We start from the raw sequence: 12,414 nt of genomic DNA on the forward strand, positions 1-12,414 counted from the left end.
CCTATCTCTAGGAGTGTCAGAGGATGTCAAGACCTGGTAAGGTTCTTCGCGTTGCTTCGAATTAAACCACATGCTCCACCGCTTGTGCGGGCCCCCGTCAATTCCTTTGAGTTTCAGCCTTGCGGCCGTACTCCCCAGGCGGAGTGCTTAATGCGTTAGCTGCAGCACTAAGGGGCGGAAACCCCCTAACACTTAGCACTCATCGTTTACGGCGTGGACTACCAGGGTATCTAATCCTGTTTGCTCCCCACGCTTTCGCGCCTCAGCGTCAGTTACAGACCAGAAAGCCGCCTTCGCCACTGGTGTTCCTCCACATCTCTACGCATTTCACCGCTACACGTGGAATTCCGCTTTCCTCTTCTGCACTCAAGTCCCCCAGTTTCCAATGACCCTCCACGGTTGAGCCGTGGGCTTTCACATCAGACTTAAAGGACCGCCTGCGCGCGCTTTACGCCCAATAATTCCGGACAACGCTTGCCACCTACGTATTACCGCGGCTGCTGGCACGTAGTTAGCCGTGGCTTTCTGGTTAGGTACCGTCAAGGTACCGGCAGTTACTCCGGTACTTGTTCTTCCCTAACAACAGAGCTTTACGACCCGAAGGCCTTCATCGCTCACGCGGCGTTGCTCCATCAGACTTTCGTCCATTGTGGAAGATTCCCTACTGCTGCCTCCCGTAGGAGTCTGGGCCGTGTCTCAGTCCCAGTGTGGCCGATCACCCTCTCAGGTCGGCTACGCATCGTCGCCTTGGTGAGCCGTTACCTCACCAACTAGCTAATGCGCCGCGGGCCCATCTGTAAGTGTCAGCCGAAACCGACTTTCAGCTTTCCCTCATGTGAGGAAAAGGATTATCCGGTATTAGCACCGGTTTCCCGGTGTTATCCCAGTCTTACAGGCAGGTTGCCCACGTGTTACTCACCCGTCCGCCGCTAACCACCGAAGTGGTTCGCTCGACTTGCATGTATTAGGCACGCCGCCAGCGTTCGTCCTGAGCCAGGATCAAACTCTCCAAGAAAGTTGATTAGCTCATTTTGTTACGTTGGCTAACTTCATTTAAGAAGTTAAATGTTATTGTTTGTTGACGTTTTTGTTTGTTTAGTTTTCAAAGAACAATTTGTCGTATGTGCGACTTTTATATGTTAACAAATAATAAAATTATTGTCAACATGTTTTTTGGTGGAGCCTAGCGGGATCGAACCGCTGACCTCCTGCGTGCAAAGCAGGCGCTCTCCCAGCTGAGCTAAGGCCCCGTAAAATATGAATGGTCGGGAAGACAGGATTCGAACCTGCGACCCCTTGGTCCCAAACCAAGTGCTCTACCAAGCTGAGCTACTTCCCGTAAAATATGGCGCGCCCGAAAGGAGTCGAACCCATAACCTTCTGATCCGTAGTCAGACGCTCTATCCAATTGAGCTACGGGCGCATATATTTAAAAGTGGTGCCGAGGACCGGAATCGAACCGGTACGGTAGTCACCTACCGCAGGATTTTAAGTCCTGTGCGTCTGCCAGTTCCGCCACCCCGGCACATATGGAGCGGAAGACGGGATTCGAACCCGCGACCCCCACCTTGGCAAGGTGGTGTTCTACCACTGAACTACTTCCGCATATTAAGTTTAAATGGTGCGGGTGAAGGGAGTCGAACCCCCACGCCTTGCGGCGCCAGATCCTAAGTCTGGTGCGTCTGCCAATTCCGCCACACCCGCTAAATTCTTTAAAAATGGTGAGCCATGAAGGACTCGAACCTTCGACCCTCTGATTAAAAGTCAGATGCTCTACCAACTGAGCTAATGGCTCTCGAATTAAGATGATTCACTAATCTTTGATTTGCGACGGATGCCCCCGCCTCAGTAAGCTTATTCAAGTAGCAGCTCGGCGTGTGCCCTGATGCTAAATCATTGAAGCTTATTCGAACGGGCTCTACCAACTGAGCTAATGGCTCGTACAAAGATAAATTCTTAGAAAAAATGGTGCCGGCGAGAGGACTTGAACCCCCAACCTACTGATTACAAGTCAGTTGCTCTACCAATTGAGCTACACCGGCAATAGTTTGGAAAAAATATTAAATTGTACACGTTTTCCTTGTTATCGTCATCCTGTCCTCAGAAAGCTTAATCAAGAAGCAGCTCGGTCAGTATGCTGATGATATTTCAGGAAGCTTATTCGGTCGTGCTCTACCAATTGAGCTACACCGGCAAATAATTTGGAAAATATATGGTGGAGGATGACGGGATCGAACCGCCGACCCTCTGCTTGTAAGGCAGATGCTCTCCCAGCTGAGCTAATCCTCCATATAATAGATAGCCTGGCAACGTCCTACTCTCACAGGGACTTTCGTCCCAACTACCATCGGCGCTGAGAAGCTTAACTTCCGTGTTCGGTATGGGAACGGGTGTGACCTTCTCGCCATAGTTACCAGACTATTTTATTTGAGAGTTCGTTCTCTCAAAACTAGATAATGTAGAAGAAAGTTCAATAAACATTTGAGTTCGCTTTAAAACTTGGTTAAGTCCTCGAACGATTAGTATCAGTCAGCTCCACATGTTACCACGCTTCCACCTCTGACCTATCAACCTGATCATCTTTCAGGGTTCTTACTAGCTTGACGCTATGGGAAATCTCATCTTGAGGGGGGCTTCATGCTTAGATGCTTTCAGCACTTATCCCGTCCGCACATAGCTACCCAGCGATGCCTTTGGCAAGACAACTGGTACACCAGCGGTGCGTCCATCCCGGTCCTCTCGTACTAAGGACAGCTCCTCTCAAATTTCCTGCGCCCACGACGGATAGGGACCGAACTGTCTCACGACGTTCTGAACCCAGCTCGCGTACCGCTTTAATGGGCGAACAGCCCAACCCTTGGGACCGACTACAGCCCCAGGATGCGATGAGCCGACATCGAGGTGCCAAACCTCCCCGTCGATGTGGACTCTTGGGGGAGATAAGCCTGTTATCCCCGGGGTAGCTTTTATCCGTTGAGCGATGGCCCTTCCATGCGGAACCACCGGATCACTAAGCCCGACTTTCGTCCCTGCTCGACTTGTAGGTCTCGCAGTCAAGCTCCCTTGTGCCTTTACACTCTACGAATGATTTCCAACCATTCTGAGGGAACCTTTGGGCGCCTCCGTTACTCTTTAGGAGGCGACCGCCCCAGTCAAACTGCCCACCTGACACTGTCTCCCACCCCGATAAGGGGTGCGGGTTAGAATTTCAATACAGCCAGGGTAGTATCCCACCGACGCCTCCACCGAAGCTAGCGCTCCGGCTTCTACGGCTCCTACCTATCCTGTACAAGCTGTACCAAAATTCAATATCAGGCTACAGTAAAGCTCCACGGGGTCTTTCCGTCCTGTCGCGGGTAACCTGCATCTTCACAGGTACTATAATTTCACCGAGTCTCTCGTTGAGACAGTGCCCAGATCGTTACGCCTTTCGTGCGGGTCGGAACTTACCCGACAAGGAATTTCGCTACCTTAGGACCGTTATAGTTACGGCCGCCGTTTACTGGGGCTTCGATTCAGAGCTTCGCTTGCGCTAACCCCTCCTCTTAACCTTCCAGCACCGGGCAGGCGTCAGCCCCTATACTTCGCCTTGCGGCTTCGCAGAGACCTGTGTTTTTGCTAAACAGTCGCCTGGGCCTATTCACTGCGGCTCTTCGAGGCTATTCACCTCAAAAAGCACCCCTTCTCCCGAAGTTACGGGGTCATTTTGCCGAGTTCCTTAACGAGAGTTCTCTCGCTCACCTTAGGATTCTCTCCTCGCCTACCTGTGTCGGTTTGCGGTACGGGCACCTTTTATCTCGCTAGAGGCTTTTCTTGGCAGTGTGGAATCAGGAACTTCGGTACTAAATTTCCCTCGCTATCACAGCTCAGCCTTTACGGAAAGCGGATTTTCCTACTTTCCAGCCTAACTGCTTAGACGCGCATATCCAACAGCGCGCTTACCCTATCCTCCTGCGTCCCCCCATCACTCAAACGATAAAGAGGTGGTACAGGAATATCAACCTGTTGTCCATCGCCTACGCCTTTCGGCCTCGGCTTAGGTCCCGACTAACCCTGAGCGGACGAGCCTTCCTCAGGAAACCTTAGGCATACGGTGGATGAGATTCTCACTCATCTTTCGCTACTCATACCGGCATTCTCACTTCTAAGCGCTCCACCAGTCCTTACGGTCTAGCTTCAACGCCCTTAGAACGCTCTCCTACCACTGACATCTACGATGTCAATCCACAGCTTCGGTGTTACGTTTAGCCCCGGTACATTTTCGGCGCAGAGTCACTCGACCAGTGAGCTATTACGCACTCTTTAAATGGTGGCTGCTTCTAAGCCAACATCCTGGTTGTCTAAGCAACTCCACATCCTTTTCCACTTAACGTAAACTTTGGGACCTTAGCTGGTGGTCTGGGCTGTTTCCCTTTTGACTACGGATCTTATCACTCGCAGTCTGACTCCCACGGATAAGTCTTTGGCATTCGGAGTTTGTCTGAATTCGGTAACCCGATGAGGGCCCCTAGTCCAAACAGTGCTCTACCTCCAAGACTCTAACAACGTGAGGCTAGCCCTAAAGCTATTTCGGAGAGAACCAGCTATCTCCAAGTTCGATTGGAATTTCTCCGCTACCCACACCTCATCCCCGCACTTTTCAACGTGCGTGGGTTCGGGCCTCCATCCAGTGTTACCTGGACTTCACCCTGGACATGGGTAGATCACCTGGTTTCGGGTCTACGACCACATACTCATTCGCCCTATTCAGACTCGCTTTCGCTGCGGCTCCGTCTCTTCAACTTAACCTTGCATGGGATCGTAACTCGCCGGTTCATTCTACAAAAGGCACGCTATCACCCATTAACGGGCTCTAACTACTTGTAGGCACACGGTTTCAGGAACTATTTCACTCCCCTTCCGGGGTGCTTTTCACCTTTCCCTCACGGTACTGGTTCACTATCGGTCACTAGGGAGTATTTAGCCTTGGGAGATGGTCCTCCCTGCTTCCGACCGGATTTCACGTGTCCGGCCGTACTCAGGATCCACTCAGGAGGGAACGAAGTTTCGACTACAGGGTTTTTACCTTCTCTGACGGGCCTTTCCAGGCCGCTTCATCTACCCCGTTCCTTTGTAACTCCATGTAGAGTGTCCTACAACCCCAAGAGGCAAGCCTCTTGGTTTGGGCTATGTCCCGTTTCGCTCGCCGCTACTCAGGGAATCGCGTTTGCTTTCTCTTCCTCCGGGTACTTAGATGTTTCAGTTCCCCGGGTATGCCTTCAATACCCTATGTATTCAGGTAAAGATACTGTTCCATTACGAACAGTGGGTTTCCCCATTCGGAAATCTCTGGATCAAAGCTTACTTACAGCTCCCCAAAGCATATCGGTGTTAGTCCCGTCCTTCATCGGCTCCTAGTGCCAAGGCATTCACCGTGCGCCCTTTCTAACTTAACCTAAAAGGTTTATTACTCTATATATAATAGAGAGAAAACTAAAATGGCGATTACTCGATGTTTCTTGACTTTCTTCTTTACGATTATCTAGTTTTCAAAGAACGAGGCTACTGACTTCAATCACATCATGATTGAGCATCAGAGCTTTTGCATCATGCTGCCTTGCGACGAGCTGAAGAGTTACCTCTTCGAATACGCTATGGCGCAGGAGCAAAGCAAATATTAGAACGTTTAAATCTAGTTGTAAAAGACCAACTAGTCAGAGAGAAATTGCACTCTCAAAACTAAACAAACAGAAAACAATCAAACAAACATGTTTTGTCTGGCTCATAGGTCCAGCTTATATCCTTAGAAAGGAGGTGATCCAGCCGCACCTTCCGATACGGCTACCTTGTTACGACTTCACCCCAATCATCTGTCCCACCTTAGGCGGCTGGCTCCTTACGGTTACCCCACCGACTTCGGGTGTTACAAACTCTCGTGGTGTGACGGGCGGTGTGTACAAGGCCCGGGAACGTATTCACCGCGGCATGATGATCCGCGATTACTAGCGATTCCGGCTTCATGTAGGCGAGTTGCAGCCTACAATCCGAACTGAGAATGGTTTTATGGGATTGGCTAAACCTCGCGGTCTTGCAGCCCTTTGTACCATCCATTGTAGCACGTGTGTAGCCCAGGTCATAAGGGGCATGATGATTTGACGTCATCCCCACCTTCCTCCGGTTTGTCACCGGCAGTCACCTTAGAGTGCCCAACTGAATGCTGGCAACTAAGATCAAGGGTTGCGCTCGTTGCGGGACTTAACCCAACATCTCACGACACGAGCTGACGACAACCATGCACCACCTGTCACTCTGTCCCCCGAAGGGGAAAGTCCTATCTCTAGGAGTGTCAGAGGATGTCAAGACCTGGTAAGGTTCTTCGCGTTGCTTCGAATTAAACCACATGCTCCACCGCTTGTGCGGGCCCCCGTCAATTCCTTTGAGTTTCAGCCTTGCGGCCGTACTCCCCAGGCGGAGTGCTTAATGCGTTAGCTGCAGCACTAAGGGGCGGAAACCCCCTAACACTTAGCACTCATCGTTTACGGCGTGGACTACCAGGGTATCTAATCCTGTTTGCTCCCCACGCTTTCGCGCCTCAGCGTCAGTTACAGACCAGAAAGCCGCCTTCGCCACTGGTGTTCCTCCACATCTCTACGCATTTCACCGCTACACGTGGAATTCCGCTTTCCTCTTCTGCACTCAAGTCCCCCAGTTTCCAATGACCCTCCACGGTTGAGCCGTGGGCTTTCACATCAGACTTAAAGGACCGCCTGCGCGCGCTTTACGCCCAATAATTCCGGACAACGCTTGCCACCTACGTATTACCGCGGCTGCTGGCACGTAGTTAGCCGTGGCTTTCTGGTTAGGTACCGTCAAGGTACCGGCAGTTACTCCGGTACTTGTTCTTCCCTAACAACAGAGCTTTACGACCCGAAGGCCTTCATCGCTCACGCGGCGTTGCTCCATCAGACTTTCGTCCATTGTGGAAGATTCCCTACTGCTGCCTCCCGTAGGAGTCTGGGCCGTGTCTCAGTCCCAGTGTGGCCGATCACCCTCTCAGGTCGGCTACGCATCGTCGCCTTGGTGAGCCGTTACCTCACCAACTAGCTAATGCGCCGCGGGCCCATCTGTAAGTGTCAGCCGAAACCGACTTTCAGCTTTCCCTCATGTGAGGAAAAGGATTATCCGGTATTAGCACCGGTTTCCCGGTGTTATCCCAGTCTTACAGGCAGGTTGCCCACGTGTTACTCACCCGTCCGCCGCTAACCACCGAAGTGGTTCGCTCGACTTGCATGTATTAGGCACGCCGCCAGCGTTCGTCCTGAGCCAGGATCAAACTCTCCAAGAAAGTTGATTAGCTCATTTTGTTACGTTGGCTAACTTCATTTAAGAAGTTAAATGTTATTGTTTGTTGACGTTTTTGTTTGTTTAGTTTTCAAAGAACAATCTCACCGTCGCCCAAAAGCGACTTTATTATCTTACCAAGTTATCAACCGAAAGTCAATAACTTTTTTAATTTCTTTTTTCTTGCTGTGTTACTGTCTCGCAGCAACAGATATTAATATACCACCATTATCACTAGGGCGCAATAGCCTTTTTCGCTTTTATTCTTATTTATCTAAAGTAAAAATATTCATACTAATGATACAAAAGAAAAGTGCCGGTTTTACCCGACACTTTTTCAAAAAATTAACGATGACGCATTAATGGGAATAGTAGGACGTCGCGAATAGATGGTGAGTTGGTTAACAACATTACTAGGCGGTCAATACCGATTCCTAGTCCACCTGTTGGCGGCATTCCATATTCTAATGCTTCGACGAAGTCGTCATCCATCATATGGGCTTCGTCGTTTCCTTGTTCACGTTCTTTTAATTGTGCTTCAAAGCGTTCTCTTTGATCAATTGGATCATTTAGTTCTGTGAAGGCATTCGCATGCTCACGAGCTACAATAAACAATTCAAAACGATCTGTGAAGCGAGGATCTTCCTCATTCTTTTTCGCTAATGGCGAAATTTCTACAGGATGACCGTAAATAAATGTAGGTTGAATCAGTTTCTCCTCAACCTTTTGCTCGAAGAACTCATTAACAATATGACCATAAAGCATGTTATCGTTAATCTCTACGCCGTATTCTTTTGCAAGTTGACGTGCCTCTTCAACACTCATTTCTTTCCAGAAGTCTACACCTGTATATTCTTTAATTGCATCTACCATGTGAAGTCTTTTCCACTCTGGTTTAAGATCTACTTCATAGTCTCCATATTGAATAGTCGTAGTTCCTACAACCTCTTCTGCAATATGTGCAATTAGGTTTTCTGTTAAGCTCATGATATCTCTGTAATCTGCATACGCTTCATACAATTCAATCATTGTGAATTCAGGGTTGTGGCGTGTTGACACTCCCTCATTTCTGAATACGCGGCCGATTTCATACACCTTTTCAAGACCACCAACGATAAGGCGCTTTAAGTGAAGCTCAATTGCAATCCTCATAAATAGTGGCATATCTAAAGCATTATGGTGTGTAATGAACGGTCTAGCGGATGCTCCTCCAGCGATAGAGTGCATCATTGGTGTTTCCACCTCTAAATAGCCGTGGCTATCTAAATAACGACGCATCGATTGAATAATACGGCTTCTAGCAATAAATGTCGCCTTGCTCTCTTGGCTCATGATGAGATCCAAGTAACGCTGACGGTAGCGCTGCTCTACATCTTTCAAACCGTGGAATTTGTCTGGAAGTGGACGAAGTGCTTTTGTTAAGAATTCAAAATTCTCAACCTTTACAGAAAGCTCACCGACTTTGGTTTTAAATAGAGTACCCGTTACGCCGATGATATCGCCTAAATCTGCAGAATCGAATATCTTATACGACTCTTCACCAATTGCATCCTGACGAACATACACTTGAATCTGACCAGTTAAATCTTGAATATGGGCAAATCCGGCCTTCCCTTTACCACGCTTCGTCATAATACGGCCTGCCAAAGAAACAGAAACATTCTGGGCTTCAAGCTCTTCCTTCTCTGTTTCACTATATTGATTAATCAATTCCATTGCGCTGTGAGAACGGTCAAAACGCTTACCGAAAGGATCAAGTCCTTGTTCACGCATACTGCTCATTTTTTCGCGTCTGACCCTCAGTTGGTCATTTAATTCTTCCTGACTCAAAGCTATCAACTCCATTTATTTTTTTATTATGTAAAACGCTAAACAAATCCGCGCATTATCACTTTTTTTACATACTATATTATTTTACACAAACTTAAGAATTCAGACATCAAAAAAGTACGTAAATAGAATAAAAACTGCCAGTTATTCTACTGGCAGCTTCATTCTAAACAAAAATAGTATAGAAAAAGAGAGATTCATTGTCAAATTAACCTACGATTAATTGACTTTGTTCCTTTTCTTCCACTTCAGCAACCAAACCGTTAAGAAGGATGACTAGGTCTTCTCTTGTATTGCACTCATTGATAGCATTGCGGACTGTTCCATTTCCGCGAACACCTTTTAAATACCAAGCGGCATGCTTACGCATTTCCCGTACAGCGATATACTCACTCTTAAGTGCAATAAGACGATCTAGGTGCAGGATGCATACATCAATTTTTTCACGCACAGAAGGCTCTGGCATTAATTTACCTGTTTCTAAATATTGAACCGTACGGTAAATCATCCATGGATTTCCTAGAGCTGCTCTGCCAATCATGACGCCATCAACACCAGTTTCATCTAGCATTCTTTTCGCATCCTGTGGTGTTTGCACATCCCCATTACCGATTACCGGAATGTTAACAGATTGTTTAACTTCACGAATGATATCCCAGTTTGCTTTTCCTTCATACATTTGAACACGCGTACGACCGTGAAGGGCAACTGCCTTACCGCCTGCTCTCTCAACAGCCTGGGCGTTTTGAATCGCAAAAATATGCTCGTCGTCCCATCCCATACGCATTTTAACTGTAACTGGTTTTTCTACCTCTGCAACAACAGCAGAAACCATTTCATAGATTTTATTGGGATCTAACAGCCACTTCGCCCCAGCATCACATTTCGTAATTTTCGGAACCGGACAGCCCATATTAATATCGATGATATCTGCATTCGTGTTTTTATCTACGAATTTCGCTGCTTCTACGAGTGTATCTTTTTCACCGCCAAAAATTTGCAAGCTTAGTGGCTTTTCACGCTCGTCAATATAGAGCATATTCATTGTTTTTTCATTTTTTAAAACGATTCCTTTGTCACTAATCATTTCAGCACAAACTAAGCCTGCTCCAAATTCTTTGACCGTCAAACGGAATGCTGAGTTACATACACCGGCCATTGGTGCTAGGACAACAGGATTTTTCATTTCAATATCGCCGATCTTTAACAACTATTACGCCCTCCTTATTCTTTCGGACTTAAATCATCTATAGTTATTTTTAAGGAGTGAGCAATACGCTCTAGTAAATCTTCTGCAGGCAGACGATTTCCTCTTTCAATCTCTCCTAATATTGACACTGATACACCTAGTTCCCTCGAGAAGCCTTCTTGTGTATAACCTTTTAGCTTTCGATAGGCTCGAATACGTCTTCCCCATTTTTCTGCTTCCATATTCGGACTCCTTCTTTATCAGGTATTGCATTTAACCATGCTGTAAGAGGTTTTTCCATTTCTGGAATACTGATGTTTCGATTTGTTTCTAAAAGCGGAATCATAACAAATGCCCGTTCTAGCATTCTCGGATGCGGAACTACTAGTTTCTCTGTTTCAATATTTTCTTGGTTATAAAGGAGAATGTCAAGGTCAATTGTACGTGGGCCCCATCTTACTTCCCTTTTTCTTCCAAGAACTAATTCTGTTTTCAGACAGACATCTAATAGTTCCATTGCACTAAATGCTGTTCGAATCTCGATTACCATGTTTAAAAATAAATCCTGGTCTTCATAACCAACAGGATCTGTTTCATAGATAGAGGAATAATTTACTAACTCTATCTGTGAATAATCTAATAAATGTTTAATTGCACTCATTAGATTCCCATAGCGATCTCCCATATTAGAACCAAGAGCTATAAATGCTGTATTTTCCACTATGATCTACTCCTCATAATTTCAACTGCAACCGACCGGTAGTGACCAGGAATAGGTGGATCTGGTTTAATCACTTTTACCGTTACATCTTGGACTAATGCAAATTGCTCTAATATACTTGAAGCAATTTGCTCGGCAACAGCTTCCACCAACTTATACGGTTTCCCCTCAACAATCTCCTTGCAAACCTGATAGAGTTCACCGTAATTGACAGAGTGCTCCAGTTCATCTGTTTCTCCTGCTTTTCTTAAGTCAACGGATACAGTTAAATCAACCGCAAATCGTTGTCCTAAGCGATTTTCTTCAGGAAATACACCATGGTATCCGTAAAACTCCATTCTGTTGACAAAAATCTTATCCAAGCGCTTCACCCTTTCCCATTAGCACATCCATCATTTTCGCCATTCTGCTCATTTCCTTAATATCATGCACACGAATGATGTGGCAGCCTTTTTGTATTCCGTAACAGATGGTTGCACCTGTACCCTCCATTCTTTCCTCCACAGGGAGGTTTAAGGCTTGTCCAATTAAGGATTTTCTTGATGTTCCTAAAAGAACGGGATAGCCAAGCATCACTAATTTATCTAGATTCTGCATCGTCAACACATTTTGCTGAAAATCTCGTGCAAATCCGATTCCTGGATCAAGAATAATCTTTTCATCTTTGACCCCTGCTTTTTTTACAATCGCAATACTTTCATATAGGTCATTAATGACATCACGCATGAAAACTTGGTAGTTACGATCATGGCGATTGTGCATTAACACAATGGGAGCATCAAATCGAGCTGCCACGTGCGCCATTTGATCATCTGCCTTCGCACCCCAAATATCATTTATAATATGAGCACCAGCTTCAAGGGCTTGTTTGGCAACCTCTGCCTTATAGGTATCAATAGAGATTGGTATTTGGACATGTTGGGATACAGCCTTAATCATAGGGATGACCCGCTCTAGCTCTTCTTCCACGGAAACAGCTGCAAATCCTGGCCGGGTTGATTCTCCACCAATATCTATTATATCCGCACCGTTCGCAACCATCTCTTTTGCACGAAGGATGGCTTTATCAATGTGATTATATTTCCCACCATCCGAAAAGGAATCTGGAGTGACATTTAGAATGCCCATAATCATGGTTTTCTTTGTAAAGTCTAAGGTATAAGGTCCACAATGGATTTGTCCTTGGTGTGCGTTCAACCCAATTCCTCCTAGCTAAAATATTTCACTCCCTTTATCATACATGAAATGACAAATAGTTTCATATTAAAAGAAAAGCGCAAGCGCCTTGGTCAGCCCCGACAGGCAAATGTTCTTCGGCAAGAAAAGTCGCTCTTTGACTTTACTTGCCGAAGGT

General features: G+C 46.6%; 6 protein-coding genes, 9 tRNA genes and 4 rRNA genes (1 of these 19 cut by a window edge). All 19 read right to left on the bottom strand.

Features of this window, described 5'->3' with window-relative positions; all coding sequences use genetic code 11:
* A 16S ribosomal RNA gene (locus QE429_RS00815) occupies positions 1–1,015 on the bottom strand (it extends 523 nt beyond the left edge of the window).
* Between the two features lie 159 nt (positions 1,016–1,174).
* Positions 1,175–1,250 (bottom strand) — tRNA-Ala (locus tag QE429_RS00820).
* Between the two features lie 12 nt (positions 1,251–1,262).
* A tRNA-Pro gene (locus QE429_RS00825) sits at positions 1,263–1,339 on the bottom strand.
* A 7-nt stretch (positions 1,340–1,346) separates the two neighbouring features.
* A tRNA-Arg gene (locus QE429_RS00830) sits at positions 1,347–1,423 on the bottom strand.
* Between the two features lie 13 nt (positions 1,424–1,436).
* Positions 1,437–1,525: transfer RNA gene (locus QE429_RS00835), tRNA-Leu, on the bottom strand.
* 5 nt (positions 1,526–1,530) lie between these two features.
* Positions 1,531–1,605: transfer RNA gene (locus tag QE429_RS00840), tRNA-Gly, on the bottom strand.
* A 14-nt stretch (positions 1,606–1,619) separates the two neighbouring features.
* Positions 1,620–1,704, bottom strand: a tRNA-Leu gene (locus QE429_RS00845).
* A 15-nt stretch (positions 1,705–1,719) separates the two neighbouring features.
* Positions 1,720–1,795: transfer RNA gene (locus tag QE429_RS00850), tRNA-Lys, on the bottom strand.
* A 171-nt stretch (positions 1,796–1,966) separates the two neighbouring features.
* Positions 1,967–2,042 (bottom strand) — tRNA-Thr (locus QE429_RS00855).
* Between the two features lie 171 nt (positions 2,043–2,213).
* Positions 2,214–2,289: transfer RNA gene (locus QE429_RS00860), tRNA-Val, on the bottom strand.
* Positions 2,290–2,301: 12 nt separating this feature from the next.
* A 5S ribosomal RNA gene (rrf, locus tag QE429_RS00865) occupies positions 2,302–2,418 on the bottom strand.
* A gap of 81 nt (positions 2,419–2,499) precedes the next feature.
* Positions 2,500–5,435: ribosomal RNA gene (locus QE429_RS00870) — 23S ribosomal RNA — on the bottom strand.
* Between the two features lie 351 nt (positions 5,436–5,786).
* A 16S ribosomal RNA gene (locus QE429_RS00875) occupies positions 5,787–7,324 on the bottom strand.
* Together the 16S, 23S and 5S rRNA genes with 9 tRNA genes alongside form the textbook arrangement of a ribosomal RNA operon.
* Before the next feature lie 341 nt (positions 7,325–7,665).
* A complete protein-coding gene (gene lysS, locus QE429_RS00880) occupies positions 7,666–9,165 on the bottom strand; it encodes a lysine--tRNA ligase (RefSeq protein WP_307282901.1) in 1,500 nt (499 codons plus the stop codon).
* Positions 9,166–9,358: 193 nt separating this feature from the next.
* The gene (gene dusB, locus QE429_RS00885; RefSeq protein WP_307282904.1) at positions 9,359–10,360 is read right to left on the bottom strand and encodes a tRNA dihydrouridine synthase DusB; all 1,002 of its coding nucleotides are present in this window, start codon (positions 10,358–10,360) and stop codon (positions 9,359–9,361) included.
* A gap of 14 nt (positions 10,361–10,374) precedes the next feature.
* Positions 10,375–10,581, bottom strand: a complete 207-nt coding sequence (locus tag QE429_RS00890) for a helix-turn-helix domain-containing protein (protein WP_307282908.1) — start codon at positions 10,579–10,581, stop codon at positions 10,375–10,377.
* Positions 10,533–11,060, bottom strand: coding sequence for a 2-amino-4-hydroxy-6-hydroxymethyldihydropteridine diphosphokinase (folK, locus tag QE429_RS00895; protein WP_307282910.1), 528 nt, complete (start codon positions 11,058–11,060; stop codon positions 10,533–10,535). The genes QE429_RS00890 and folK overlap by 49 nt, the downstream gene beginning before the upstream one ends.
* Positions 11,060–11,422 (bottom strand): dihydroneopterin aldolase, encoded by a 363-nt coding sequence (gene folB, locus QE429_RS00900; protein ID WP_307282913.1) that lies wholly within the window; start codon positions 11,420–11,422, stop codon positions 11,060–11,062. The genes folK and folB overlap by 1 nt, the downstream gene beginning before the upstream one ends.
* Positions 11,415–12,194, bottom strand: coding sequence for a dihydropteroate synthase (gene folP / locus QE429_RS00905; protein WP_307290697.1), 780 nt, complete (start codon positions 12,192–12,194; stop codon positions 11,415–11,417). The genes folB and folP overlap by 8 nt, the downstream gene beginning before the upstream one ends.
* Positions 12,195–12,414 lie beyond the last annotated feature (220 nt).

The organism is Bacillus sp. SORGH_AS_0510 (assembly GCF_030818775.1).
Lineage (GTDB): Bacteria > Bacillota > Bacilli > Bacillales > Cytobacillaceae > Neobacillus.

Coding starts and splice junctions, on each gene's coding strand:
- lysS (WP_307282901.1), bottom strand. CDS start 9,165: ATGGAGTTGATAGCTTTGAGTCAGGAAGAATTAAATGACCAACTGAGG.
- QE429_RS00890 (WP_307282908.1), bottom strand. CDS start 10,581: ATGGAAGCAGAAAAATGGGGAAGACGTATTCGAGCCTATCGAAAGCTA.
- folP (WP_307290697.1), bottom strand. CDS start 12,194: ATGATTATGGGCATTCTAAATGTCACTCCAGATTCCTTTTCGGATGGT.